The organism is Natronorubrum sulfidifaciens JCM 14089 (genome assembly GCF_000337735.1).
In the GTDB taxonomy this organism is placed as follows: Archaea; Halobacteriota; Halobacteria; order Halobacteriales; family Natrialbaceae; genus Natronorubrum; species Natronorubrum sulfidifaciens.
Genome location: NZ_AOHX01000030.1, coordinates 36,362 through 61,635, shown reverse-complemented (window position 1 = coordinate 61,635; position 25,274 = coordinate 36,362). Strand labels below are relative to the sequence as shown.

23 protein-coding genes are annotated in these 25,274 nt (G+C 64.3%); 10 read left to right on the top strand and 13 right to left on the bottom strand.

The genetic code is table 11. The annotated features are described in order from the left end of the window. Positions 1-27: 27 nt before the first annotated feature. From C495_RS07000 to C495_RS06985, 4 genes are all read left to right on the top strand, one after another. Positions 28-393, top strand: coding sequence for a group I truncated hemoglobin (locus C495_RS07000; RefSeq protein WP_049890193.1), 366 nt, complete (start codon positions 28-30; stop codon positions 391-393). A 121-nt stretch (positions 394-514) separates the two neighbouring features. Beyond that, positions 515-1,327, top strand: a complete 813-nt coding sequence (pheA, locus tag C495_RS06995) for a prephenate dehydratase (RefSeq protein WP_008161338.1) — start codon at positions 515-517, stop codon at positions 1,325-1,327. 65 nt (positions 1,328-1,392) lie between these two features. Further along, positions 1,393-1,851, top strand: coding sequence for a peroxiredoxin (locus tag C495_RS06990; protein ID WP_008161336.1), 459 nt, complete (start codon positions 1,393-1,395; stop codon positions 1,849-1,851). A 76-nt stretch (positions 1,852-1,927) separates the two neighbouring features. Further along, positions 1,928-2,347, top strand: a complete 420-nt coding sequence (locus tag C495_RS06985; protein ID WP_008161335.1) for an Hsp20/alpha crystallin family protein — start codon at positions 1,928-1,930, stop codon at positions 2,345-2,347. 65 nt (positions 2,348-2,412) lie between these two features. On the opposite strand, the gene C495_RS06980 is transcribed toward C495_RS06985, so the two are convergent. Beyond that, positions 2,413-2,835 (bottom strand): DUF7522 family protein, encoded by a 423-nt coding sequence (locus tag C495_RS06980; protein ID WP_008161333.1) that lies wholly within the window; start codon positions 2,833-2,835, stop codon positions 2,413-2,415. Positions 2,836-3,152: 317 nt separating this feature from the next. Between C495_RS06980 and leuS the strand changes: the two genes are divergently transcribed. Beyond that, a complete protein-coding gene (leuS, locus tag C495_RS06975; RefSeq protein ID WP_008161331.1) occupies positions 3,153-5,786 on the top strand; it encodes a leucine--tRNA ligase in 2,634 nt (877 codons plus the stop codon). Positions 5,787-5,956: 170 nt separating this feature from the next. After that, positions 5,957-6,781 (top strand): YqjF family protein, encoded by an 825-nt coding sequence (locus C495_RS06970; RefSeq protein ID WP_008161328.1) that lies wholly within the window; start codon positions 5,957-5,959, stop codon positions 6,779-6,781. A 28-nt stretch (positions 6,782-6,809) separates the two neighbouring features. On the opposite strand, the gene C495_RS06965 is transcribed toward C495_RS06970, so the two are convergent. The 7 genes from C495_RS06965 to rio1 form a co-directional block, all read right to left on the bottom strand. Next, a complete protein-coding gene (locus C495_RS06965; protein WP_008161326.1) occupies positions 6,810-7,802 on the bottom strand; it encodes an alanine dehydrogenase in 993 nt (330 codons plus the stop codon). A 339-nt stretch (positions 7,803-8,141) separates the two neighbouring features. After that, positions 8,142-9,800, bottom strand: coding sequence for a thermosome subunit alpha (thsA, locus tag C495_RS06960; protein ID WP_049890201.1), 1,659 nt, complete (start codon positions 9,798-9,800; stop codon positions 8,142-8,144). Positions 9,801-10,018: 218 nt separating this feature from the next. Further along, complete coding sequence (locus C495_RS06955; protein ID WP_008161321.1) at positions 10,019-11,269, bottom strand: MFS transporter; 1,251 nt, start codon at positions 11,267-11,269, stop codon at positions 10,019-10,021. Positions 11,270-11,365: 96 nt separating this feature from the next. After that, positions 11,366-12,793, bottom strand: coding sequence for a short-chain fatty acid transporter (locus C495_RS06950; protein WP_083902458.1), 1,428 nt, complete (start codon positions 12,791-12,793; stop codon positions 11,366-11,368). A 332-nt stretch (positions 12,794-13,125) separates the two neighbouring features. Further along, positions 13,126-13,683, bottom strand: coding sequence for a KH domain-containing protein (locus tag C495_RS06945; RefSeq protein ID WP_008161317.1), 558 nt, complete (start codon positions 13,681-13,683; stop codon positions 13,126-13,128). A gap of 100 nt (positions 13,684-13,783) precedes the next feature. Then, positions 13,784-14,287, bottom strand: coding sequence for a metallophosphoesterase (locus C495_RS06940; RefSeq protein ID WP_008161316.1), 504 nt, complete (start codon positions 14,285-14,287; stop codon positions 13,784-13,786). Between the two features lie 63 nt (positions 14,288-14,350). Then, on the bottom strand, positions 14,351-15,226 hold the full coding sequence (gene rio1 / locus C495_RS06935) for a serine/threonine-protein kinase Rio1 (RefSeq protein ID WP_008161314.1): 876 nt from the start codon (positions 15,224-15,226) through the stop codon (positions 14,351-14,353). Between the two features lie 213 nt (positions 15,227-15,439). On the opposite strand from rio1, the gene C495_RS06930 reads away from it, so the two are divergent. Next, complete coding sequence (locus C495_RS06930) at positions 15,440-15,820, top strand: 2Fe-2S iron-sulfur cluster-binding protein (RefSeq protein WP_008161312.1); 381 nt, start codon at positions 15,440-15,442, stop codon at positions 15,818-15,820. A 150-nt stretch (positions 15,821-15,970) separates the two neighbouring features. Further along, positions 15,971-18,055 carry an NAD-dependent DNA ligase LigA gene (gene ligA / locus C495_RS06925; RefSeq protein WP_008161309.1) on the top strand — a complete coding sequence of 695 codons (2,085 nt, stop codon included), beginning with the start codon at positions 15,971-15,973 and terminating at the stop codon, positions 18,053-18,055. A gap of 33 nt (positions 18,056-18,088) precedes the next feature. Here ligA and C495_RS06920 read toward each other — a convergent pair whose 3' ends face one another. The 5 genes from C495_RS06920 to C495_RS06900 all read right to left on the bottom strand — a co-directional run bounded on the left by C495_RS06920 (position 18,089) and on the right by C495_RS06900 (position 22,709). Beyond that, positions 18,089-19,261 carry an MFS transporter gene (locus C495_RS06920; protein WP_008161307.1) on the bottom strand — a complete coding sequence of 391 codons (1,173 nt, stop codon included), beginning with the start codon at positions 19,259-19,261 and terminating at the stop codon, positions 18,089-18,091. Positions 19,262-19,380: 119 nt separating this feature from the next. Next, positions 19,381-20,346 (bottom strand): ArsA family ATPase, encoded by a 966-nt coding sequence (locus C495_RS06915; protein WP_008161306.1) that lies wholly within the window; start codon positions 20,344-20,346, stop codon positions 19,381-19,383. Positions 20,347-20,447: 101 nt separating this feature from the next. Then, positions 20,448-21,422, bottom strand: a complete 975-nt coding sequence (locus C495_RS06910; protein ID WP_008161303.1) for an ABC transporter permease — start codon at positions 21,420-21,422, stop codon at positions 20,448-20,450. Beyond that, the gene (locus tag C495_RS06905) at positions 21,419-22,351 is read right to left on the bottom strand and encodes an ABC transporter ATP-binding protein (protein ID WP_008161301.1); all 933 of its coding nucleotides are present in this window, start codon (positions 22,349-22,351) and stop codon (positions 21,419-21,421) included. The genes C495_RS06910 and C495_RS06905 overlap by 4 nt, the downstream gene beginning before the upstream one ends. A gap of 88 nt (positions 22,352-22,439) precedes the next feature. After that, positions 22,440-22,709, bottom strand: coding sequence for a hypothetical protein (locus C495_RS06900; protein WP_008161299.1), 270 nt, complete (start codon positions 22,707-22,709; stop codon positions 22,440-22,442). 104 nt (positions 22,710-22,813) lie between these two features. Between C495_RS06900 and C495_RS06895 the strand changes: the two genes are divergently transcribed. Together C495_RS06895 and C495_RS06890 are read left to right on the top strand one after the other, a co-directional pair. Next, positions 22,814-23,449 carry a hypothetical protein gene (locus C495_RS06895; protein WP_008161297.1) on the top strand — a complete coding sequence of 212 codons (636 nt, stop codon included), beginning with the start codon at positions 22,814-22,816 and terminating at the stop codon, positions 23,447-23,449. Between the two features lie 26 nt (positions 23,450-23,475). Further along, positions 23,476-25,236, top strand: a complete 1,761-nt coding sequence (locus C495_RS06890) for an excinuclease ABC subunit C (protein WP_008161296.1) — start codon at positions 23,476-23,478, stop codon at positions 25,234-25,236. The last annotated feature ends 38 nt before the right edge of the window (positions 25,237-25,274 follow it).

Below are 25,274 nucleotides of genomic sequence, written 5' to 3'. Positions count from 1 at the left end.
GTGGGTCACCTCGGTACGTTTGGGCGGATGAGCGAGACTCTCTACGAGCGACTCGGCGGACAGGACGCGATCGAAGCGGTCGTCGACGAATTCTACGACCGTGTCGTCGCGGACGACCAGGTCGCCCACTACTTCGACGACGTCGATATGCAGCGCCAGCGGGCCCACCAGACCCAGTTCATCAGCGCCGTCGCGGGCGGGCCGGTCGAGTATACGGGTGCTGACATGGAAGCCGCACACGACGACCTCGGAATCACGAAATCTGATTTCGACGCGATTGCAACCCACCTCGAGGCGGCGCTCGAGCAGTTCGATGTCGATGTCGACGACCGCGAGGCAGTCCTCACAGCCATCAGCGAGTACGAGGACGCGATCGTCACGGCGACGGCCTGATCGACGGCAACACGGTGAGCGAGTCGCTGAGCCGGTGGCACAGCGCCGGCTGTCTCGGGCGTACTCGCGCCGACGCGCCGGACCCGAGGTCTTTTGATCCCGTCCCCGGTATCACAACCCAATGACTGCAGTTACGCTCGGCCCCGAAGGAACGTACTCACACCGGGCCGCCACCGCCATCGCAAACGGCGACGAGATCGCCTTCCGGCAGTCGGTGACGGCCATCGTCGACGCGGTCGCCGGCGGCGAGTACGACCGTGGCGTGATCCCGATCGAAAACAGCATCGAAGGCAGTGTCACGGAGAGCCTCGATGCGCTCTCGGAGTACGACGTTGCCGTCGTCCGCGAGATCGTGACGCCGATTCGACACGCCTTGCTCGCCCAGGGGTCGGAGTTCGACACGATCGCCAGCCACTCCCAGGCGCTGGCACAGTGTCGCTCCTATCTCGACCGTGAGTATCCCGACGCCACCCTCGAGGCCGTCGCGAGCACGGCACAGGGCGTCGAGTTCGCCCGCGACGACCCCTCGATCGCCGGTATCGGCCATCCCGACAACGGCGGCGACGGCCTCGAGGTGCTGGCCGAGGACATTCAGGATCAGGATTCGAATGCGACCCGGTTTTTCGCGCTTGCCCCCGCCGAGGAGCGCTCGAAAGGCGGCGGCAAGTCCACGCTCGTCGTCTACCCGAACGCGAACTATCCCGGCCTGTTGCTCGAACTACTCGAGCCCTTTGCCGACCGCGACATCAATCTGACGCGGGTCGAATCCCGCCCCAGCGGCCAGCGACTGGGTGATTACATCTTCCACATCGACATTGAGGCCGGCCTCTACGAGGCGCGGACGAAAGAAGCGATCGAGGACGTAGCGGCGTTGGCCGAGAAGGGCTGGGTTCGGCGACTGGGATCGTACGACACCGAACACGTCGTCGGGTAGGACTCGAGGACCAAGCCAGCGAGGAGACCACAAACTGTTTTTCTCCGTCTCGCTGGAGTACGACCATGCCACTCACCGCAGGCGACGACGCCCCGACCGTGACCGCACCAACCCAAGACGGCGAGGCAGTAACGCTCGAGTTCGACGAGCCCACAGTCGTCTACTTCTACCCGAAAGACGACACCCCCGGCTGTACGATCGAGGCGAACCAGTTCCAGCGCGAGCGCGAGACCTACCGAGAGGCCGGCGTCGACGTCTACGGCGTCTCGACCGACGATGTCGACTCCCACCAGTCGTTCTGCGAGCAGGAGGGCCTCGAGTTCGACCTGCTGGCCGACCCCGACGCCGAGATCGCTGGCGCGTTCGACGTCGACCTGCGGGACAGCGGCGTGACCACGCGGACGACGTTTGTCCTCGCCGACGGCGAGGTGCAGGCCGTCTACGAGAACGTCGACCCGGACGGCCACGCACGGGACGTGCTGCTCGACGCGCTCGACGATGGGGTGGTGACACTGCCGGAATAGCGCACTCGAGTTCGAGCCGTCTTCTGACCTCGAGTGCCGGGCAGAATTTATCCCGCTCGAGGGCGTAGATTCGGATATGCGAGGAAACCCGTTCGATGAGATCGAGGAGATGCTCGACCGAGTGAGCAAGCAGGTCGAGTCGGGGATGACCAGCGGCGGGCTACAGGTCCCTGGCTCCGTCCCGGTCAACGTCGTCGATACCGACGAGGAGTACGTCGTCACGGCCGATCTGCCGGGCTACGAGACCGCCGACATCGAGCTGACGCTCTCGGAGGGGACCCTTCACCTCGACGCCGACCGCGGAGCGGACTTCACACACGAAGACGACCACTACCTCCGACGCGAGCGGACTCGAACGTCGGTGAGTCGTCGGATTCGACTGCCGGAGCCGGTCGATGAGGAGTCGGTCACGGCAGGCCACGAAAACGGCGTGTTGACGGTCCGACTCCCGAAAGTCACGAGCGGCGAGTCCTCTCGAGAGATCGATATCGAGTGAAAAGGGAACGACGGCGACTGTGCGGCGACCGTTCGCAGTGAACGACTATCGGCTGTCGAAACCACCTACTGGCGCAGATGTCGTTCGATCGCGGTCGCTGCATCCCTGAACGCCGCGATATCCATACTGCCGGTCGTCAGGAGCACGCCGACGTCACCGACGAGTTTTCTGACGACGAACCCGTCGTCGTGGACCCGGATGGTAAACGAGTACGGGCCGAGTTCGATGCTGCCGTCGGACCCCGAGAGCGCGCTGCGGACGGGCGCTTCCACGAACCCGACGGACTCGAGGTCGACCAGCGGTGATTTGGCGCGGCGAGCGTCTTCGTGCGACTCGTAGATGTCTTGTCTGACGTAGAGGACGTCGAACGTCGTCGGCGTGAAGTAGATGACGCTGCGAAGCTCGTCGCCGAGTCCGGTTCGAGCGATACTGACGAGTTCGTCGGCCAGTGCGGTCGAGATGTCGGTGGTGAATCGTTCCTGACTCATCGCACCGTATAGGTCGCCATAGTGGTCAAGTATTTCGGCTACACAGGACCTGAAACGCCGATATGTCCGGATTTGTGTGCTGTTCGAAGTACACTCGAGTCGTGTGCATCGACGGATAACTATAGTAGCCACTGAAAGTCAATGCACACCGCATCGCACGACGGCTGTGCGATGCGTGTGTCAATCGTTTCAGTTGTTACTATAGCAGGTGTGCGAACGGCGGTGGTTCGCCGCCGTCCCGACCTGTATTACGGCCTCGAGGCGAGGTACGCGCCTCGCAGTCATTATAAGGAGCGAGTTCGGACATCTATACAGCAATGAGTGACGCGGGATACGACCATGCAGCGGTCGAACGACGCTGGCAGGAGGCGTGGGACGACGAAGACGCCTATCGGACGTCCGATGACGTCGACGATCCGACGTACGTCCTCGGAATGTACCCGTACCCGTCGGGTAAACTCCACATGGGCCACGTCCGAAACTACACGATCACGGACGCCTACGCCCGTTACCGACGGATGACCGGTGACGAGGTTCTCCACCCGATGGGATGGGACGCGTTCGGCCTCCCCGCCGAAAACGCGGCCAAAGAGCGCGACACCAACCCGCGCGACTGGACGTTCGACTGCATCGACACGATGCGCGACCAGATGGAGGCCATGGGCTTTGGCTACGACTGGGAGCGCGAGATTGCGACCTGTACGCCGGAGTACTACCAGTGGAACCAGTGGCTCTTCTCTCGGTTCCACGACGAAGGGCTCGTCGAGCGCCGGGACGCCGAAGTCAACTGGTGTCCCGAGTGTGAGACCGTGCTGGCCGATGAACAGGTCGAAGGCGAAGCCGAACTCTGCTGGCGCTGTGACACTCCCGTCGAACAGCGCGAACTCGAGCAGTGGTTCTTGAAGATCACCGAGTACGCGGACGAGTTGCTCGAGTCGATCGACGACTTAGCGGGGTGGCCGAACTCGGTGCGCCAGATGCAACGCAACTGGATCGGTCGCCAGTACGGGGCGGAACTGGATTTCGAAGTCGAAGGATATGGTCCCGTCGAGGCCTTCACGACCCGCGTCGACACGATCTTCGGGGCGACGTTCTTCGCGCTCGCGCCCGACCACCCGATCAGCGAGGAACTCGCCGAAGAGGACGACGCCGTTCACGAGTTCATCGAACACGAGGCCGATCCCGAGGGAGACGAACCCAACGGCGTCGAGACGGGCCTGACCGCGACGAACCCGGTCACGGGCGAGGAGATCCCGGTCTACGTCGCCGACTTCGTCCTCTCTGACGTCGGGACGGGCGCGCTGATGGCTGTTCCCGGTCACGACGAACGCGACCACGCCTTCGCCGAGAAGATGGGCGTCGACATCGAACCCGTTATCGCCCCCAGCGAAGACGAGGTGCCGGACGTCAGCGAGGAGGCGTTCACCGACGACGGCGTGCTCGTCAACTCCGGCGAGTACAGCGGCCTCGACAGCGAAACAGCCCGCGAGCGCCTGACGGCGGATATCGACAGTGCCGAGGAAGCAACCCAGTATCAGCTTCGTGACTGGGGGATCTCCCGCCAGCGCTACTGGGGGACGCCGATCCCGGTCATCCACTGCGACGACTGTGGCCCCGTGATGGTGCCCGACGAGGACCTGCCGGTCGAGTTACCCGAGTTCATCAACACGACTGGGAACCCACTCGACGCCGCCGACGAGTGGAAGGCAACGACGTGTCCGGACTGTGGCGGCGAGGCGACCCGCGAGACCGACACGATGGACACGTTCGTCGACTCCTCGTGGTACTTCCTGCGGTACGTCTCGCCGGACCTCGAGGACGCTCCCTTCGACTTGGAGCGGGCCAACGACTGGATGCCGGTCGACCAGTACGTCGGCGGCATCGAACACGCCGTGATGCACCTGCTGTACTCGCGCTTTTTCACGAAGGTCATCGCCGACAACGAAGGACTCGAGCACCGCGAGCCGTTTACGAATCTGTTGGCTCAGGGGATGGTCCAACTCGAGGGTGAGAAGATGTCCAAATCGAAAGGCAACGTCGTCTCGCCCCAGCGGATCGTCGAAGAGTACGGCGCGGACACCGCGCGGCTGTTCATGATGCAGGCCGCCCAGCCCGAGCGTGACTTCGACTGGAGCGAGGAGGGCGTTCGCTCGACGTACGCCTTCCTCACGCGGCTGCAGGGGATGGTCGAGGACTACACTACGAACGAACCCGACGGCGACGCCGACGCGATCGCCAGCTACGTCGACGCGGAGATCGACGCGACGATCGCGATCGCCACCGACGAGTACGACGACCTGACGTTCAACCGGGCGCTGCGGGAAACGCAGGATCTGGTGCGGACGCTGCGCCAGTATGCGGACTACACCGAGCCCCACGCCGAGACGTACGAGCGCGGGCTGGCGGCCGTCGTTCGACTGCTCGCCCCCGTCGCCCCGCATCTGGCCGAGGAGCTTCACGATGCGCTCGGTAACGATGGCTTCGTCGTCGACGCCGAGTGGCCGACCGCGAACGTCGATTACGACTACGTCTCGAAACGCCGTCAGCTGGTCGAGAACACGCGCGAGGACGTCCGCCAGATCATCGACGTCGCCGGCATCGACGATCCGCAGGCGATCGACGTCGTCATCGCCCCCGACTGGAAGTACGATGCCTTGGAGATCGCCATCGAGAGCGACGCACCCAACCTGATCGGCGAACTCATGGGCGAGTCACACATCCGCGAACAGGGCGATGCCGCCGCCAGCTACGGGCAGGACCTGCAGGCCGAACGCGAAGCGCTGTCGATGACGCTCGAGCCCGACGACGAACACGACGCCCTCGAAGCTGCCGCATGGCTGATCGAACGCGAGTTCGACGCGCCGGTGTCGGTCGTTCGCGCTGACGCTGTCGACGACAGCGTCCTCAAAAACGCCGAACCCGGTCGGCCAGCGATCGAGATCGACGACTGAGAGACGCTGCGGGCACGAGTGACAGCGGTCCGATTCGCTGGCCGACCGCTGTGCTTTCGACTGTTCGGGAGTATGCCGACGAAACCATCTCCGATTCTGACAGACGGCTGTCCGATTTATGTCGCTGTCCGTCGTGTCGTCCGATACGGCCACGTGGCTCTCGCTCGAGGATGACTGATCAGCATACCCGACAGACGCGGCAACGGTCGCGAACGCGCGCGCGTACGGACCCGTTTCACTGGACGTTCGGCGACGGATCGTCGCCGACGGCACCCCACATCGCGTCGATGACGTGGCGTGACGGCCTGTTCGTCAACTGGCCGGTCGACCCCGACGCGCTTCGACCGCACGTGCCTGACGAGTTGACACTCGAGACGCGAAACGGCGACGCCTGGATGAGCGTGCTCTCGTTCGTGCTCACGGACGTCGGAATCCGTGGAACGCCGCCGGCCCTCCGGACGGCGGTCGCCGAACTCAACGTCCGGACGTACGTCCGCTATCGCGGCGATCCCGGTCTGTTCTTTTTCAGTATCGATGTCGGAAGTCCGTTGATCGCCGCCGCAGTGGGTCGAACGATCCGATTGCCGGTCTATCACGCCCATATGCGGGTCAGCACCGACGGCGAGACTGTCTCGTTCTCGAGTACGCGCGGCCAGACCGGGACTGGCGTCCGCCCACGCTTTCACGTCGAGCGAACGCCCGCACGGTTTTCAGCGACGTATCGCCCCGACGGTGCCGTGTTTAGGCCGGAGTCAGGGACGCTCGCCCACTGGCTCACCGAGCGACGGCGCTTTTACGCCGCCGAACGCAGGGGTGTCCTGTCCGGCGAAATCGCACACGAGCGCTGGCCGCTACAGCCCGCCGATGTGACGGTCGAGGAAAACACGATGCTCGAGGCAATCGACCTCCCGGAGCCGACCGGTGAACCCGTCGCGTACTACTGTGGTGAGCTTCCGATGACGGGTTCGATTCCGCGTTGGATTCGAGACGCGTAATGATGGCGCTATTGCGGACGTCTGCAGACTACCGCTCGGTGTCGATCAGACCGAAGTCGTAGCCGGCGCCGTCAGCGTGGGCGTTCTCGTAGACGACATGGGCTGCGGCGACGTCCTGAATCGCCAGCCCGGTCGAGTCGAAGACGGTGACGCCCGTCTCGTCGGTTCGGCCGTCTTTCGCGCCGACGACGAGTTCGCCGATCTCGCCGTGGATGTCGTCGTCAGTCAACACGCCTTCGTGGTAGGGGACGTTGATCTCGCCGGAGTGAGTACACTGCTCGTGGTCGTCGATGACGATCCGCGCCGCCTGCAACAGTTCGTCGGCGAGTTCGTGTTTGCCTTCCGCGTCGGCACCGATGGCGTTGACGTGGGTGTGCTCGCCGACGTCCTCGAGGCCGACAATCGGGTCTTCGACCGGCGTCACCGTCGAAAGCACGTCGCAGTGGCCAGCCTCCGAAATCGAGCCGGCGCGGACGTCGAATGCGTCGCCGAACGCCTCGACGAATCGCTCGACGCGGTCCTCGTCGAGGTCGGAGACGACGACCTCCTCGATCGGGCGGACTTCGCTGATGGCCTCGAGTTGCGTGTACGACTGGACGCCTGCGCCGACGATGCCGAGCGTCGTGGCGTCCTCAACGGCCAGATAGTCGGTGGCGACGGCTGCCGCTGCGCCGGTGCGTTTCATCGTGAGCATCGTCCCGTCCATGATGGCCAGCGGGAACGCGGTCTCCGGATCGGAGTAGATCATCGTCCCCAGTACGGTCGGCAGGTCATACTCGGCGGGGTTGTCCGGGTGGACGTTGACCCATTTCAGCCCGGCGGCGTCCCACTCGTCGGTCGCTAAATACGCTGGCATCGACCGGAAATCGCCGTTGTACTGGGGCAGATCAATATAGGATTTCGCGGGCATCTGTGTGTCACCGCGTTCGAACGCCCCGAAGGCCTGTTCGACCGCGTCGATGACGTCTGCAAGCGCGGCGTGTTCGTCAACATCACTGCTGTCCAAGAGAAGCGTCTGCATGGTGGCGAATATTGCGAGTGACTACTTAGATGGATCGAATATCATCACTTTCGACAGCGATGCCTCCACGTGTGTAGAACGATGACACTCGAAGCGCGTCGAATCACGAACAAAACAATCGGTCGCCGCGGTCGGTGACTCGAGTGCAGGAGCGGACTCAAGTCGGAAGCGACGACGAACCGCGACGTGGGCCGACTCGATTGGCGCTCGAGCGGTAGTACGGGGCTCCCACCGCAAGGGCCGGGTGCCGGTCCCGCAGGGGAGCTGAGAGGCTTTCTGGGTTCGGCGAGCGAGTTACGTCGTTCCCCGCTCGAATAGTCGAGATCTTTCGAATCCCGCTTACATCATGCCGCCCATGCCGCCGCCCATACCGCCCATGCCGCCGCCCATGCCACCGCCCGGTGGCATCTCTTCGTCATCGTCGTCGTCAGCAACCGCGAGGTCGCCGGCGGCGATGACGTCGTCGATACGGAGCAGCATGACTGCGGCTTCCGTGGCGGATTCGATGGCTTGGGTCTTCACGCGAAGCGGCTCGTAGACGCCTTCCTCGGCCATGTCGATCGTGTCGCCGGTGTAGGCATCGAGACCGGACGTGGTCTCGCCACCGTCGTGGTCGGCGCGCAGTTCGACCAGCGAGTCGATGGGGTCGAGTCCCGCGTTCTCTGCGAGGGTGCGTGGGATGACCTCGAGGGCGTCTGCGAAGGCCTCGACGGCGAGCTGTTCGCGGCCACCGACGGAGTCGGCGTAGTCACGCAGGGCGAGCGAGAGCTCGACTTCGGGTGCGCCGCCGCCGGCGACGACCTTGCCGTCCTCGAGGGTCGTGCGGACGACGCCGAGGGAGTCTTCGATCGCACGGTCGACTTCGTCGATGACGTGTTCGGTGCCACCGCGGAGGATGAGGGTGACGGCCTTTGCGTCTTCGACGTCCTCGACGAAGATGCGCTGGTCGCCGGCGATCTCCTTCTGGGCGACACTGCCGGCGAAGCCGAGGTCGTCCTCGGTGAGGTCGTCGACGCTCGAGACGGGCGTTGCGCCGGTTGCACGGGCGAGCTGACCCTGATCGCTGGATTTGACGCGGCGGACGGCGATGATGCCCTCCTGTGCGAGGTAGTGCTGGGCCATGTCGTCGATGCCGCCGTCGACGAAGACGACGTCAGCGCCGACGTCGGCGACCTGCTCGGCCATCTCGCGCAGCTGAGCCTCTTCCTGCTCTAAGAACTGCTCGAGCTGGTCCGGGTCGGTGACGTTGACCTCGGCGTCGATCTCGGTTTCTTTGATCTCGAGGGCGCCGTCGATGATCGCGACGTTTGCGTCCTCGGCGAAGTACGGCATGCTGTCGGAGACGCGCTCTTTGTCGACGATAACGCCTTCGACGAGCTCGGAGTTCTCGATCGAGCCGCCGACGACCTTCTCGACTTTGATGTTGTCCGTGTCGATGCCGTCGTCGTCGGCGACGGACTGGACGGCGTCGACGACGAGTTCGGACAGCAGGTCACGGGCGCTCTCTGCGCCTTTGCCGGTCATCGCGGTGGCGGCGATCTGTTCTAAGATCTCGTTGTCGTCAGCATCGACATCGATCGCGACGTCCTCGAGGGCTTCCGTGGCTTCCTCGGCGGCCTGTCGATACCCCTGTGCGAGCGTGGTCGCGTGGATGTCCTGCTCTAAGAGGTCCTCGGCCTGGCTGAGGAGTTCGCCGGAGATGACGACGGCGCTGGTGGTGCCGTCACCGACTTCGTCCTCTTGGGTCTCGGCGACTTCGACGATCATGTCGGCTGCGGGGTGATCGATCTCCATCTCCGAGAGCAGGGTGACACCGTCGTTCGTGACGATGACGTTGCCCGTCGAGTCGACGAGCATCTTGTCCATCCCCTTCGGACCGAGTGTGGTCCGTACGGACTCGGCAACGGCCTTCCCGGCCTGTACGTTCATCGACTGTGCGTCTTTGCCGGACGTCCGCTGGCTGTCCTCCGAGAGAACGATAAGGGGCTGGTTGCCCATCTGCTGTTGTGCCATAGTCAGCCGAAGGATTGATTGTGATTCTATATAAGCCTTTCGAGAATTGTCGGGTCAAATCACTGTACGAGGGCCCACTCCCGTCGTTCCACCCGGGCGCTTCGCCTAGTATTTATATTATTCTTCGTCCCTCCGACGATGCAAATCGGCGGCGAGCGACTCGCTCGAGGCGACGTTCCGGCCGCTGTCGGCGGTGGATCGAGTTATGTCCCCTCGAGTCGCTTGGCGGCGATGATCGCTGCGGCACCGACGATGGCGGCTAGCCCGGCGCTGGCGAACGCGGGGGTGTATGTTCCGAGCACGTCGTATCCGACACCGGCGAGAAACGGCGCGGTGAGTCCGGAGAGGGCAAAGGCCCCCGAGATCAGTCCGAACACCGCGTTCAGGTTCTCCCGACCGAACAGATCGCTGGTCAGTGGCGCGAGCAACGCGCCGTTCCCGCCGTAGGCGAGACCGAACACGAGCGCGAACGCGATGAGCGCGGTCGTCGTCTCGATCGCTGGTAAGGTAAGCGTCGACATGCCCATCAGTACCGAACAGCCGGCGAAGACGCGAACGCGACCGACGTAATCCGACACGTAGCCGATCCCCACTCGGCCGACCGCGTTTGCGCCACCGATAACTGCGAGTGCGGTTGCGCCGGCACCTCGAGAGAGTCCGATGTCGGAGGCGTAGACGACGAGGTGGACGAAGACGATGTACATCGTCGTATAGACCAGTATCCAGCCGACGAAGACCAGCCCGAACGACGGCGATCGTGCCACGGCGTAGATGTCGCCGAACTGCTCTCGAAGCGATGGCGGCTCACTGCCGTCCTCTCGATCGCTGTTCGTCCGCGTTTCGGCCTCGCCAGCCCCGGGAAACTCCCCGGCTGGAACCGGCTCCGTCGTGGGTTCGTCTCGGATCAGCAACGTTGCGACGAGCAAGAGGACGGCGACGGCGCCGGCTAACACGAGAAACGACGAGCGCCAGCCGACACGCTCGATGAGCGCGGTCGCCGCCGGCGCGACGACGAGCATCCCCGCACCGAGTCCGGCAGAGGCGACGCCGCCGGCAAACCCTGCCCGCCGGTCGAACCAGCGCGGCACCGTCGCGTACGCCACGACGTAGACGATGCTCATCCCGATCCCCGTGACGACGCCGTAGGCGAGGACGACCGTGAGCCACGTCGTCGCCACGCTGGTCCAGAGTAAGCCGAGACAGAGCACGACCGTCCCGATGGCGAGCATGCGACGGGTCCCCAGCCGATCGACGAACACGCCGACGAGAACCGCGCCGACGTAGAGCAACAGAGTCTGGACGCCGAAGGCGATCGTCGTCACGCCACGAGAGCGCTCGAAGTCAGTCGCCATTCGCTCGAGGAAGACGCCAAAGGAGTAGGAGAGGCCGAAGACGACGAACGTCCCGAGAAAACACGCGCAGACGACGATCCAGCCGTAGTAGGGACGATTCATTGGGTGGAGTCGATCAATATCGTGAGTCGAGTGATGTGAATACCGTGAAAGCGGCGAAAGCGTGGTGGTTCGGTCGCCGAGCGCGATCGTCTCGGTTTAGTACGGCACGACGTAGAGCATGATCGCGAGGAACGGGAACAGCAACACCAGCATGGCGATGGCGTAGCCGAACATCTCGCGGGCTTTGATCTTGGTAATCGCGAGCAGCGGGAGCGCCCAGAACGGGTTCAACAGGTTGGTGTGGGCGTCACCGACGGCGTAGGCCATCGTCGCGTGGGCGGCCGGGATGTCGTACGACTGGGCCGCCTCGAGCACCGATGGGCCGAGAATGATCCACTCACCGCCGCCGGAGGGAATGAACATGTTGGTCACTGCGGCGGCGAGCCAGGCAAAAATCGGGAACGTGGCCGGCGAGGAGACCGCGAGCAGCCCTTCTGCGATCATCTCGGCGAGACCGGAGGACGCCATGATGCCCTGAATGCCGGCGAAAAACGGGAAAAGCAAGATCACGCCAGCGGCGGCGTTCGAGGCGTCCCCGAAGCGCTCCCGGTAGAGCTGTGGGCGCGTGTAGATCGCAACGCCGGCCATCAGGAACGCGAAGTTGACGATGTTGAGATCGAGGGCATCGAGTCCGAGCGTCGCGAACGTGTAGATGACCATCACGATCCCGGCCAGCGCGATCAGCCCGCCCATCAGCCGACTGTTGTTGATCCGCTCTGCGGGCACCTGTGGTTTGGACTCGGTTTCTGTCGACTCCTCGGCCGCAGCTTTCAGGTCTCCGCCGTCGGTGCTCGTCTCGAGCAGTTCGGACTCGGGGATGTACTCCGTGATCCCCCGCGATCGTTCGGGAGCCGGGCTCAGCAGGTAGAGCACGACTGCGGCGAACGCGATCGAGAGGACGGTAAGCGTCAGCGCGTAGGGATGCAGGATCGTCTGGGAAGTGGGGATCGTCCCCTCGAGCAGCCCCATCTCGATGAACTCGTTGCCCTCGGTCGCGAGCAACAGCGGGGCGGAGCCGGAGAGTCCCCAGTGCCAGGTCAGTCCAAGCCCCATGTAGCCTGCCACACACAACAACGGGTAGTGGACGTCGATCCCGTTTTGATGGGCGGTTTTCCCCATCTCACGCGCGAAGATCGCGCCGATGATCAGCCCGAGTCCCCAGTGGACCCAGGCGAGCGCCATCGAGACGATGCCGACGAGCACGACGGCCTGTTTCCCGCTCGAGGGCAACTGACTCAGTCGTCGGATTCCGGCGTTGACCCGTGGATGGTACGCGACGACGAACCCGGTCATCAGAACGAGCACCATCTGCATCGCGAACGTCAGAAACGCCCAGAAGCCATCGTACCAGAACTCGACGGCTTCGAAGACGCCTGCATCCGTCCCGATGACGGCAGCGATGTAGACGACGTACGTGAGGATAATCGCAAACAGGAACGGACTGGGCATCCACCGCTCGACCCAGGTGGCCATGGCGTCACCCATCCGCTCGAGCGCTGACCTATCCGTGGCACTTGATGTCATATCCGTCGATCACAGTACTAGTATATAAATATTGATTATATAATGGCAGGAGTTAACGAGACATATCAACACATACTCGATACCTCATTGAGAGGTGGCGTCTGGTGTTCGACCGATAGAGGAGCCACTGACCGCCACTGTACACTGCATTGCACGACGGTGTGCGATGCATGTGTACCTCGCTTCAGTTGTTACTAGAGGTGTCGCTACTCGAGGCGATTCGTCCTTCAGCCGCGACGACGTGTCACTCCACCCATCTCACCGATCCGAGAATAGGGCGTGACGGACCTGGTGAGATGTCCGATCTCGAGTCGAATTCGGTCGGTGTCCGATCAGGACTGACTGCCAGGGAACCGGTGGTACTCCATACCCTTGTGTTTCATTTCGTTGTGTTTGTCCTCGAGGAACGAGTAGACGGTGCCGTGTGGTGCGCCATCGAGGAGCATCTCGGCTGCGGTGCGGACGATGTCGACTTGCTGTGGCGTGCCGATGGTGCCGAGCGTCGAGCCGTAGATGACGACCTCAGCACCCGTCAGCTCTTCCATGAGCTCTCGTGTGCGCCCACCTTCGCCGATGAGTCGACCTTTCTTGCGTTTCAGATCGTTTTTGTTGCGGGCAGCGGCGTTGATGTCGACGAGGTCGAACATCATCATCTCGTCTTCGAGCAGTTGGAGCGCTGCTTCGGGTGGGAAGCCACGACCGATCGCCCGGACGATGTCCGGCGCTTTGAGCCCGAGCACGGGGTCGCCGACGGTGTCGACGGCGACGGAGCCGTTCTCCGAATCGATGTCGAGTCGAACCTCGGCTTTCGCTTCGATTTCGCGCATCGTCTCGCCCCCTTCGCCGATAAGAACGCCAATACGGTCCTGCGGAATCTTCACGTGTTGCATATATCCCCGATACTGGCTGGGCGAGGTTAAGACCTTGGTCCGAACCCAAACCCCTGTGCATGACGGGCACACACCGTCACGGCGTCTCTCGAGGGACCGTCTATGGGTCGACCGATCGGAACCGCACCGTCTCCGAACGCGTCTCCACAATCGCGACCGTTCGATCGGCCGCAGAACCCGGCAGGACGTGTGCGCCGGGGTTGAGAACCGTCGTCCGGCCCTGTTCGGACAGTTCTCGTTCGTGGTGGTGGCCGTAACAGACGAAATCGAACGTCCCACCGGCTGTGATCGCCTCGACCTCCGCTTTGGACTCGCCGTGAAGGACCGCAAACGAGAGCCCGTCGAACTCGAGGGCCGCGAATCGTCCGTGAAGTTCGCTCTCGCCACCCAGTGCGTCGAATGCCGACTGCAGCGTGGCGGCGTCACCGTCGTTGTTCCCGAGCACGCCATGAAGTTCGAACTCGCTGAAGTAGTCGATCATCAACGGCGCGATGAAGTCGCCACAGTGGATAACGACCTCGACGCCTTCCGCGTCGAAAATCTCGACTGCGCGCTCGATCGCCGCGACGTTGTCGTGGGTGTCGGAAATGAGTCCGATCTGCATACCGTGGTTCGCGGTGGCAAGCCACTAAGCCGTTCGGGCGTGGTGGCTTCCGACGGGCAGCCCTCAGCTACGAGACGGGTCCGGCTCCGGGTCCGTAACGAACTCGAGGAGGTCGTCCTCGCTGACCTCGAGTCCCTGTCGCGAGAAGAAACTCGCCACGTTTCGGCAGTCGCGTTCCAAGAACTCGCGGCTGTTTGGGTGATGGACCGTCACGGCTTGGCCGAGGTCGATGACCACGAGTTGGCCCTCGCGTGCATCGAAGACGACGTTGTACTCACTGAGGTCGCCGTGGATCAGCCCGGCCGAGTAGAGCCGGCGCATATACTCACGCATGACCTCGTAGGCCGTCTGCGGGTTCTCGATGTGGACTTCGCCGAGGCGTTTCGCCCGACCGTCCTCGGTGCCGATGTACTCCATGACCAGCACGTTTCGTTCGGTGGCGATCGGTTCCGGCACACGGACACCGGCCGCTTTCGCCCGCGCCAAGTTCGCCAGTTCCTTTTTCGTCCAAGCGAGCACGACGTCTTTTTTCTTGCCACCGAGCCCCTCGAAGCGAGGGTCACCCTCGAGATAGTCGCGCATCTGCCGGAAGTTCGAGGCGTTGATTCGGTAGATCTTGACGGCGACCTCGCGGCCGTCGCCCTGTGCGAGATAGACGTTGGCCTCTTTGCCCGTCGAGAGCGGGCCGCCGAAGGCCTCGACGTAGCCGTCTTGGACGAGTTTGTACAGCGCTGCCAGCGTCGCATCGTCGAACACCGACTGCTCGACTTTGAACTGGTCGGCGTCTTTGATCCGCTCTTCGAACTGCTCGAACTTCCGGTCGCGCTTGCGGGCGATCCGGTCGGCCTCGGTCTCTGAAACGTCGATTTCCTCCCATTCGTCGCCCGGCGTCTCGACCTCCTCGAGGTCGACCAGCCCGAACTCCGTTCCCTGTCCCATCTACCCGTTCGTACTCGCTCTGACGGGTAAAGTGCTGGGTATCGTTCACCGACGACTGGACCGTTCATCCGGGAGACTGGTTCGGACCGGTCCACGGTGTGCTGATCGATGACTCGCTCGCTCGAGTCGGCGGCGCGCACAGCCTTTTCTCGCTGTCCGTCCTCATTCGGGTATGACGCCTCTGTACGAACGACCGCGAACGAGGGCCCGGCGATGACGGGCCACGACGTGACACTGGAGTGGCCGGACGGCCGACGTGATACCGTTGCGGTCGAGCCTCGGGAGACGGTGCTCGAGGCGGCCCTGCGGGATGGCGTTCGGTTGCCCTACGACTGCCGAAAAGGGACCTGTACGACCTGTGTGGGCCGACTCCGCTCGGTCGACGAGGATGACTCCGACGCTGAACCGTCGGAAGAGAGCGGGTCGATCGACGCCGCCGCGGCGTTTGACTACCGACGCCAGCCCGAGGCCCTGACAGAGCACGAGCGAGCGGACGGCTACGTCCTGTTGTGTATCGCCATGGCGCAAGCTGACTGTCGCGTTGCGGTCGGGCCGATGGTTCGCGCCGAACTCGGCGACAGCCCGTGGGGATAAGGCACTCATGACGCCATCCGCGGGTCGAAGTTCCGAGTCGATTTCGCGGCCCCGATCGCCAGGTCGCTTCGACGCTCGAGACAACCGTCCCGAACGGGTCGGGTGACTGCAGTACTGTTAACGGGCCCGGGACGAAACCCTCGAGCACGAATGCCCGCTGGCGACGCGACCGTAGACGAAGACAACCCGTATCTCCGGACTCCGCCGACCGAGTTCGAGCCGCTCGAGGACCTCTCCGAGGAAGACGCCCGCGAACAGGTCGAACGCCTCCGCGAGGCCATCCGCGAACACGACCGTCGATACTACGTCGAGAACGACCCGATCATCGCCGATCGAACCTACGACGCGCTCTTTACGCGGCTGCAGGATCTCGAGGATGCCTTCGACCTTGCCCATCCCGACAGCCCCACGCGAAGCGTCGGCGGCGAACCGCTCGAGGCGTTCGAGACGGTCGAACACGTCGCGCCGATGCTGTCGATCGATGCCAGCGGCGAGCCCGAAGACGTCCGGGAGTTCGACGACCGCGTTCGCCGCGAGGTCGGGGCGGTCGACTACGTTTGCGAGCCCAAGTTCGACGGCGTCTCGATGGCGTTCGTCTACGAAGACGGCTCGCTCGAGCGTGCCGTTACCCGCGGCGACGGCCGCGAGGGCGACGACGTCACCCGAAACGCCCGAACCATCGGCTCGGTCCCGCAACGACTCCACGGCGACCATCCCGACTTCCTCGCCGTCCGAGGCGAGGTCTACATGCCGAAAGACGCCTTTCAGGCCCACAACCGCGAGCGCATCGAACGCGGCGAGGAGCCGTTTGCGAACCCCCGAAACGCGACTGCTGGGACGATCCGCCAACTCGATCCGAGTATCGTCGCCGACCGCCCGCTCGAGGTCTTCTTCTTCGACGTGCTCGAGGCGAGCGAGTTGGAAGACAGCCATCGCAAGGAACTCGAGCGTTTTCCCGAGTTCGGGCTGCGAGTCAACGACCGCGTCGAGGTCGTCGACTCGATCGACGACGCCATCGACTACCGCGACCGCATGCTCGAGGTCCGGGACGAGCTGAACTACGAGATCGACGGCACCGTGATCAAGGTCGACGACCGCGAGGCCCGCGAGGAGCTGGGTCGGACGGCACGCCACGACCGCTACGCGTACGCCTACAAGTTCCCCGCCCGCGCGGAGATCACGCCGATCGCCGATGTGGCGGTCCAGATCGGGCGGACGGGGCGAGTGACACCTGTGGCTTTGCTCGAGCCGGTCGACGTCGGCGGCGTGACGGTCTCGCGGGCCAGCCTCCACAACCCCGAAGAGATCGCCGAAAAGAACGTCAACGTCGGCGACACCGTCCGCGTCCAGCGGGCCGGCGACGTCATCCCCTACGTCGAGGCGATCGTCGAGAAAGACAGCGAGGGCCATTACGACCTCCCGGAGCACTGTCCCGTCTGTGACAGCGCTATCGAACGCGACGGGCCGATGGCGTTCTGTACCGGCGGGCTGGCGTGTGACGCCCAGCGTCGGCGCTCGATCGAGTACTACGCGGGCGACGACGGCCTCGACCTCGAGGGCCTCGGCGAGAAGAGCGTCCGCCAGCTCGTGGCTGCGGGCTTGCTCGAGTCCGTCGCGGCCCTCTACGAACTCGAGCGCGACGAGCTCACTGCACTCGAAGGCTGGGGCGAAACCAGCGCCGAGAACCTCCTGTCAGAGATCGAGGCCAGCCGCGAGCCACCGCTCGCGGACTTTCTCTCCGCGCTGGGGATCCCTCACGTCGGCCCGACGACGGCTCGCGAACTCGCCCGCGAGTTCGACAAATTCGAGGCCGTCCGCGAGGCCGCCGAAACCGACCCCGAACGACTCGAGGGCGTCGACGACGTCGGCGAGACCGTCGCGGGGCAGATCCACGACTTCTTCGCGAGCGAGGCCAACGCCGCGGCCGTCGACGAGTTGCTCGAACACGTCTCGCCACAGGAATCTGCCCTCGAGCGCGGCGGCGACGCCCTCGAGGGACTGACGTTCGTCTTTACGGGCTCGCTCGAGGGCATCACTCGAGGCGAGGCCCAGGACATCGTCGAAGCCCACGGCGCGAACGCAACGGGTAGCGTCTCGGGAAACACCGATTATCTCGTCGTCGGCGAGAACCCCGGCCAGACGAAACGCGACGACGCGGCGGCGAACGACGTACCGATTATCGACGAGGACGAGTTTCGCGAGTTGCTCGAGGACCAGGGCATCGACCTCGAGTAAGTTCGGCTGAGTCAGCCGGCCCGGTCCTCGAGGTCAGTAGCCGAGTTTGAACGCCGAGTTGATCGCGAGCGCGAGCACGATGACAGCCAGTGACGCGCCGAGAAAGCCGAAGGCGATCGTCCAGCCGAACAGGTCCGCGAGCAGCCCGACGACGACGGAGCCAAGCGAGGCGACGATCATGTAGACGGTCCGAATGAGGCCGAAGCCGGCGTTTTGCTCCTCGGCGGAGAGTTCACGGAGGAAACGAGGCATGAGCGCCGAGCCGAAGCTCATGGCGATCCCGACGAGCGTGACGCCGACGGCGATCGACGGGAGGCCAGCCGCCGTGATGAGGAGCCCGAATCCGACGACACCGGCGAGCATACAGCCGGCGAGCGCGCGGTCTCGGCCAATCCGATCGGAGACGGCTCCGACACCGATTTGGGCAACGCCCTGCACGACGAAATACACCGAAAAGAACGTCCCCGCAAGCGTCGTCGACAGGTCGCGGTGTTCGATGAGAAACGTCGGCAGGAACGAGGCGGTCCCCTGCCAGGCGAACTCGCCGACGATGGCGATCCCGAGTGCGAACGCGATCGGTGGCCGGCTAAGCAACTCACTGATCGGCCCGAGCTGGAAGCGGTCTCGAAGCGGCGTCTTCGGGCGGCGAGGCTCGGTCGGGCGAACCTTCCAGGCGAACAGTACTGCCGACGGAATCCCCACCAGCGCGACGACGGCGATGGCCGCTCGCCACCCGAAGCGGACCGCGACCCAGGCGACGACGACAGGGGTAAGCAACCCGGCGACCGTCGCCCCGGAGTTGTGGATGCCGATCGCAGTGCCGACGTTGTCGTAGGTGCGGGCCAGCAGCGTCGTCGCAACGCTGTAATGGAGCCCTGCAACCGCGCCGAGCAGGATCGTCGCGAGAAAGAACACCGCGAACATGGGCGCGACCGCCACGGCCAGTGCGGCAAGCGCCGAGCCACCGACGGCGACGAGGATGACCAGCCGCTCGCCGTACCGATCCGCGAGGACGCCGCTTGGGTACTGGGAGAGCCCGTAGGCGAGCCACATTCCAGTCAGTGAGAGTCCGACGACCGCGTTCGAGACGCCGAACGTGTCGACGATTTCGGGAAGGACCGGACTGATCGCTAATCTCCCCACCATCGTGACGAAGAAGGCGAGCGTACACAGCGCGAGGACGGTGTCTCGATAGCGCCAGCGCATCAACGACGTTCCCAACACTTCCGGTGAAAGCGGATACGGATACTTAGCCTGACCGATTCGTGGAAAGAAAGCGTGAGATGCACACGCGAACCTCGAGGCAGAGCGCGGGAATCGCTACGCTATGCCACCGGAAACTCGTCGGCGACCGACTGTACTGCCTCGAGGCCCTGTACCTCTCCCTCCCGTTCGGGCAGGGTGACGACCTCGAGGCCGGGGAACGTCTCTCGGATCTCTGCGAGCCGTTTCTCGTGGCGCTCGTGGCGGGACTGACAGCGCGAACAGTCGTCGTCGGGGTCCTCGAGCACCTGATTGACGACGAGCTGGTCGACGCGAACGCCGTTCTGACGGAGGGTCTCGGCGAGGCGTTCGGATTCGGCGATGGCCATCTTCTCGGGGATGAGCACGACGCGAAACTCGGTCCGTTCGGGATCGACGAGCAGCTCCCGAGCGCGCTCGAGGCGAGCCTGAAACGCCTCGAGGCTCTCCTCTTCGTCGTCGCTGCGGCCGGTCATCATCGACATCGGCCCGAACACCGCCGACTTGGCCGCGGTGCCGATCCGCTGGGCCTGCCCGCGAAGTGACTGGAGCGTCTCGAGTGCCGGGCCGATCGCGTCGGGCATGTCGAACAGCCGGAGGGTGTGGCCCGTCGGTGCGGTGTCGAAGACGACGGTGTCCCACTCGTCCGAGTCGACGTACTCGACGAGTAAATCCAGCGCCGCGAGTTCGTCGCTGCCCGCGGGCGCGCCCGAGGCGAAGATCCGCTCGACCTCCTCGTCGCCGAGTCTGATACCGGCGCTACGGAGATCCTTGGCTAACGCCCGTGCCAACCTCTCGTATCGTTCTTGCTGTGTCTCGGGATCGATTTCGACGGCCCACAGCCCGTCCGCCTCGCCCTCCCCGCCGACCTCGAGTCGCTGTGGCTCGCTTCCGAGGTCGACCTCGAGCGAGTCCGACAGCGAGTGGGCGGGATCGGTCGAGACGACCAGCGTCTTTCGGCCCGATTCGGCGAGTCGAACGCCGGTCGCCGCCGCACAGGTCGTCTTCCCGACGCCGCCTTTGCCGCCATAAAAGATGCAGTCGGTCATTGCCTCGAGTACGACCGGCCGATACCTAAACGAACGGCCTATTCTCAGGGAGTGTCCTCGCTGCTGATGGGGTGACTCGAGACCGAGAACTGAACCGTCGTCTAGAGGTCGACGCGGTCGAACCGGTAGAGCGCGATGGCCATCGGGACGACGATCCAGAGCAGGAGGATAATAAAGGAGAACCAGTTCTCGAGGTAGAACGGCACGCCGTTGGCGAACCACACCTCGGGGAACGACGTTCCGAGTTCGCTGCTGCCGCTCGAACTGAGGACTGTGATCGCGTTCTGGAAGGCGTTGCCCGGATCGATCGTATTGATGAACAACACCCAGTCAGGCAATCGTTCCATCGTCATCTGCTGTGTCGTGCCGTCTGCAGCGGGGACTTCTTGCGTGTAGCTGACCCCGTCGATCGTCCCACGGTTCATCAGGAGTTGGAAGACGGTCTGGATCGCGTTCCAGACGATGTAAAACAGGATGAAGACGCCGAACATCGCCGCGCCGGCGATCGTCGTCGACCGCGTGATCGACGATAGCGCGACGGCGATGCTCGTGTAGGCGAGGCCGTAGATGATCGCCATCACGAGCAGGGCCACGTAGTCAACGATATCGAAACTCCCGAGCAGTGCCGCGACGACGACGGCGGCGAGGGCGAATCCGACGATCAACGAGACCGAGAGGACGGCCGAGCGGCCGAGCAGTTTCCCGAGCAGGACGTCCTTCCGGGAGTGGGGCAGCGAGAGCAGGATCTTGATGCTCCCTGTCTCGCGCTCGCCGGCGATCGCTTTCCAGCCCAGTATCAATGCGATCAGCGGGATCACGAGCCGTGTGATCTGGCTGACGAACAGCACCAGCGCCTCCGTCGTCGCACCCTGCTGGGCAATCTCTTCGCCGAAGTACGAAATCGTCCCCGTGACCGCGACCAACAGGACGAAAAAGAAGACGCTCAGCCCCCAGAACATCCACGAGCGAACCGCGTCCTGAAAGTCTTTTTTCGCCACTGCACGGACGCTCTCGAGGTTAATCGAACTCGAGGGCGCGGTCGTCTCCCCGCTCCCGGTCGCCGTGTCGGTGCTCATCGCGCTTCCACCCCCGTCCCGGTGTCCGTCGTGTATGACTGGAAGACGTCCTCGAGCGAGGCCTCACGCGTTGCAAAGTCTTGCACCTCGATACCGTGGTCCTCGAGCGTGCTCAGGACTGCGGTCTTCGAGCCATCGACCTGAACGATCAGCGTCGGCGGGGTCTGACCCTCGACGGTGGCGCTGCCGACGTCGGGAAGCGAGCGCACTGCCTGGAGCGCGTCGTCGTCGATCCGGTCGACTGTGACTCGGAGACTCGTGCCGCCGCCGACGGAGTCGCGCAGTCCGGCGACGGTGTCGATGGCGACCATCTCGCCGTCGCGCAGAATGCCGACCCGATCACAGACCGCCTCGACCTGTTCCATAATGTGACTCGAGAAGAACACCGTTGCGCCGCGGGCGCTCTCCTCGCGGACGATCTCGCGCATCTCGCGAGCGCCGTTGGGGTCGAGGCCGGTGGAGGGTTCGTCCAGAATCAGCAGTTCGGGTTCGCCGACCAGCGCCATCGCGAGCATGAGCCGCTGGGACATCCCTTTCGAGTAGCCGCCGGCTTTTTTGTCGATTGCATCGTGAAGCCCGACGCGCTCGAGCAGTTTTTCGGGGTCGTCGTCGGCCCCTTTCGAGTCGATGGCGAACTCGAGGTGTTGGCGGGCCGTCAGCCGGTCGTACGTCTCGACGCCCTCGGGGAGGACACCGGTCCGCGAGCGGATCTCACGGCTGTGGGTTTGGGCGTCGAGTTCGAGTACGTCCACGTGCCCGGCAGTCGGCCGGATGAAATCAAGGAGCACGTTGATCGTCGTCGACTTGCCGGCGCCGTTGGGACCAAGAAAGCCGAACACTTCGCCCTCCTCGACCTCGAAAGAGAGGTCTGAGAGCGCGAGCGTCTGCCCATAGGATTTGGTCAGCGTATCGACGCTGATAGCTGGCATAGCTGTGTGGTCATGGCGTTCGCCGATAAGAGTTGTTACTTCGAACCGATAATATTCGATTATATTCTGAGGAATAAACGTCTCTCGGCTAGATCGGATCGTCCGGATCGTACCGCTCGGCGGTTCGCTCGACCTCGTTGGCGTATCGAGTTCGTCGCTCCTCGTCGGTTACTGGCTCGAGGTCGGCTTCGGGAATCTCCGTGGCTGCGGTGACCGCCGTCCCGGTTCGCAGCGCCGTCGACGAGCGCTGTCGTTGTTGGTAGCGTGAGCCGTCGGGCGTCGCATACACGATCGTCACGAAGTCACGGTCGCCGAACTCGCGTTCGACGAGCCAGCACTGCACCGTCGAGTCACTCATAGCCGGCCCTTGTGGATCGACGACCGAGAATGTACCGTGTCACGTTCGCAGTCCGTGACGGTCGCCGCGAGCTACTTGCGGTGTGACGACGAATCTCGCTCCCGATGAGCGGTTCTTGGAGCGAACACGTCGACGAGTTGTTGTTCGAAGGCGAGCGCGAACGGCAACGCGTCGCCCTCGAGGCCGCGACAGTCGTCGTCACGAACCAGCGACTACTCGTCTTTCGGAACGAGAGCGGCGGGTCGAACTACCGCCACGCCGACCGGCCGACCGTCACTCGAGTCTCCGTCGACGTCGAGAGCGAACCGAGACATCTGTTCTGGATGACGGGCTTGCTGTTTCTCGGTACTGGCCTGCTCGTGGTGACGACGACAACCAGTTTGGCCGCCGTCGTCGGCGGCGTTTCCCTCGAGGACGGCGGCCTCTCGGGGATCGCTGCGAGCGTCCTCGAGGTCGTCGAAACGCTGCTGACCGTCTTCGACCTCTCCCTGCTTGCGGCTGCCGTCGGCTTGGTGCTCGTCGCCACCGTCTCGTTCGCCCGCTACGTTCGATCGCGCTCACGCCAGCTCGTGATCCGAATCAGCGGCGACGACGACATCGCGATTCCGGTCACTGACGCCGATCTCGAGGCTGGCCGACCGGAAACGCTTGAGGAGGCGATCGGGCCGTCGCCGATGGCCCCAGCCGCTGACGCCGCACCCGACGGTGAGCCGACGGCCGACGCCGAGGAGTCAGGCTGAAACTTCTCGCGACCCTAGGGTCGCCGATGAACGCCGACGGGGTTCGCGAGCGAGCCGGGTCGCTGCCGCGTGAGCCGGGGGTCTACCAGTTTCAGGCCGACGGGACGACGCTCTACGTCGGGAAAGCCGTCGACCTGCGCAGTCGGGTGCGCTCCTACGCCGACCCGCGGAGCGCCCGGATCGGGCGCATGGTCGACCGCGCCGACGAGATTGAGATCGCCGTTACCGACACCGAGACGCAGGCGCTGTTGCTCGAGGCCAACCTGATCAAGCGCCACCAGCCTCGGTACAACGTCCGGCTCAAAGACGACAAGTCGTATCCGATGGTCCAGTTGACGGCCCACGAAGCGCCACGGATCGAGATCACTCGCGATCCCGCAGAATCCGCGACCGTCTTCGGCCCGTACACGAACAAAGGGCAGGTCGAGACCGTCGTGAAAGCACTGCGGGAAACCTACGGCATCCGCGGCTGTTCGGATCACAAGTACGCGGGTCGCGATCGCCCCTGTCTGGACTACGAGATGGGGCTCTGTACGGCCCCCTGCACGCGAGAGATCGACCTCGAGAGCTACGCCGAGGACGTGACTGCCGTCAAGCGCTTCCTCGAGGGTGAGACCGGAATCCTCGCCGACCCACTCCGTCGGGAGATGGAGGCCGCCGCACAGGACCAGCGCTTCGAGCGGGCGGCGAATCGCCGGGACCGACTCGAGACCGTCGAAGCCTTCCACGGCGCGGGTGGCGAGGCGGTTCAGTCCGTTGGCGACGAGCGCAGCGTCGACGTGCTTGGGGTCGCCATCGAAGGCGAGGACGCGACCGTCGCACGACTGCGTTCCGAACGGGGCAAACTGGTCGACCGGGATCGACACACACTCGAGGCACCGGGGGCGGACACGGATCGAGCAACCCTCGACGCAGACAGCGGCGTTTCAGCCGTTCTCGCCGCCTTTATCGTCCAGTACTACGCCGAGCGCGACCTGCCCGACGCTCTGCTCTTGCCCGAACGCCACGGGGACGACGAGGTCACGGCATGGCTCGAGGCCGAAGGCGTCTCGGTTCGGGTGCCCGGCGCGGGACGGGAGGCCACGCTCGTCGATCTCGCGCTCAAAAACGCCCGCCGGAACGTCGGCGGGCGCGACGAGTGTGCCCTGTTGGCCGAGGCCCTCGAGATCGACGCAGCCCGCCGGATCGAGGGGTTCGATGTGAGCCACGCCCAGGGCACCGCGGCGGTCGGCAGCGACGTCACCTTCGTCGAGGGCAGCGCCGAGACGACCGACTACCGGCGGAAGAAACTTACTGACCAGAACGACGACTACGACAACATGCGAGCCTTGCTCGAGTGGCGTGCTCGCCGCGCCGTCGAGGAACGAGACGACCGGCCCGACCCCGATCTGTTGCTGATCGACGGCGGCGAGGGGCAACTCGAGGCCGCCCGTGAGGCGCTGGCCGAGGTGGGCTGGGACGTGCCCGCAATCGCGCTGGCGAAAGCCGAAGAGCGAGTCATCACGCCCAACCGCCAGTTTTCATGGCCGAGTGATGCACCCCACTTGCATCTGCTCCAGCGGGTGCGTGACGAGGCCCACCGCTTTGCGGTGCAGTACCACCAGACGATCCGCGACGAGGTGTCGACGGTGTTAGACGACGTCCCCGGTGTCGGCCCCGAGACGCGAAAGCGGTTGCTGGGCCGGTTCGGCAGCGTCGAGAACGTCCGTGAGGCGAGCCTCGAGGACCTCCAGAGCGTTACGGGCGTTGGTGAGCGGACGGCCGAGACGATCAAATCGCGGCTGTAGTCGTCACACCGCAGGGACAGTACTATCCTCACTGACGG

What these genes read in the sequence shown, in the direction of transcription:
- ligA (WP_008161309.1), top strand. Translation starts at nt 15,971, where the DNA reads ATGCCCGCTGGCGACGCGACCGTAGACGAAGACAACCCGTATCTCCGG.
- C495_RS07000 (WP_049890193.1), top strand. Translation starts at nt 28, where the DNA reads ATGAGCGAGACTCTCTACGAGCGACTCGGCGGACAGGACGCGATCGAA.
- C495_RS06905 (WP_008161301.1), bottom strand. Translation starts at nt 22,351, where the DNA reads ATGCCAGCTATCAGCGTCGATACGCTGACCAAATCCTATGGGCAGACG.
- C495_RS06965 (WP_008161326.1), bottom strand. Translation starts at nt 7,802, where the DNA reads ATGCAGACGCTTCTCTTGGACAGCAGTGATGTTGACGAACACGCCGCG.
- C495_RS06985 (WP_008161335.1), top strand. Translation starts at nt 1,928, where the DNA reads ATGCGAGGAAACCCGTTCGATGAGATCGAGGAGATGCTCGACCGAGTG.
- C495_RS06930 (WP_008161312.1), top strand. Translation starts at nt 15,440, where the DNA reads ATGACGGGCCACGACGTGACACTGGAGTGGCCGGACGGCCGACGTGAT.
- C495_RS06950 (WP_083902458.1), bottom strand. Translation starts at nt 12,793, where the DNA reads ATGACATCAAGTGCCACGGATAGGTCAGCGCTCGAGCGGATGGGTGAC.
- C495_RS06915 (WP_008161306.1), bottom strand. Translation starts at nt 20,346, where the DNA reads ATGACCGACTGCATCTTTTATGGCGGCAAAGGCGGCGTCGGGAAGACG.
- pheA (WP_008161338.1), top strand. Translation starts at nt 515, where the DNA reads ATGACTGCAGTTACGCTCGGCCCCGAAGGAACGTACTCACACCGGGCC.
- C495_RS06900 (WP_008161299.1), bottom strand. Translation starts at nt 22,709, where the DNA reads ATGAGTGACTCGACGGTGCAGTGCTGGCTCGTCGAACGCGAGTTCGGC.
- C495_RS06980 (WP_008161333.1), bottom strand. Translation starts at nt 2,835, where the DNA reads ATGAGTCAGGAACGATTCACCACCGACATCTCGACCGCACTGGCCGAC.
- thsA (WP_049890201.1), bottom strand. Translation starts at nt 9,800, where the DNA reads ATGGGCAACCAGCCCCTTATCGTTCTCTCGGAGGACAGCCAGCGGACG.
- C495_RS06920 (WP_008161307.1), bottom strand. Translation starts at nt 19,261, where the DNA reads ATGCGCTGGCGCTATCGAGACACCGTCCTCGCGCTGTGTACGCTCGCC.
- C495_RS06945 (WP_008161317.1), bottom strand. Translation starts at nt 13,683, where the DNA reads ATGCAACACGTGAAGATTCCGCAGGACCGTATTGGCGTTCTTATCGGC.
- C495_RS06890 (WP_008161296.1), top strand. Translation starts at nt 23,476, where the DNA reads ATGAACGCCGACGGGGTTCGCGAGCGAGCCGGGTCGCTGCCGCGTGAG.
- C495_RS06895 (WP_008161297.1), top strand. Translation starts at nt 22,814, where the DNA reads ATGAGCGGTTCTTGGAGCGAACACGTCGACGAGTTGTTGTTCGAAGGC.
- leuS (WP_008161331.1), top strand. Translation starts at nt 3,153, where the DNA reads ATGAGTGACGCGGGATACGACCATGCAGCGGTCGAACGACGCTGGCAG.
- rio1 (WP_008161314.1), bottom strand. Translation starts at nt 15,226, where the DNA reads ATGGGACAGGGAACGGAGTTCGGGCTGGTCGACCTCGAGGAGGTCGAG.
- C495_RS06940 (WP_008161316.1), bottom strand. Translation starts at nt 14,287, where the DNA reads ATGCAGATCGGACTCATTTCCGACACCCACGACAACGTCGCGGCGATC.
- C495_RS06970 (WP_008161328.1), top strand. Translation starts at nt 5,957, where the DNA reads ATGACTGATCAGCATACCCGACAGACGCGGCAACGGTCGCGAACGCGC.
- C495_RS06990 (WP_008161336.1), top strand. Translation starts at nt 1,393, where the DNA reads ATGCCACTCACCGCAGGCGACGACGCCCCGACCGTGACCGCACCAACC.
- C495_RS06910 (WP_008161303.1), bottom strand. Translation starts at nt 21,422, where the DNA reads ATGAGCACCGACACGGCGACCGGGAGCGGGGAGACGACCGCGCCCTCG.
- C495_RS06955 (WP_008161321.1), bottom strand. Translation starts at nt 11,269, where the DNA reads ATGAATCGTCCCTACTACGGCTGGATCGTCGTCTGCGCGTGTTTTCTC.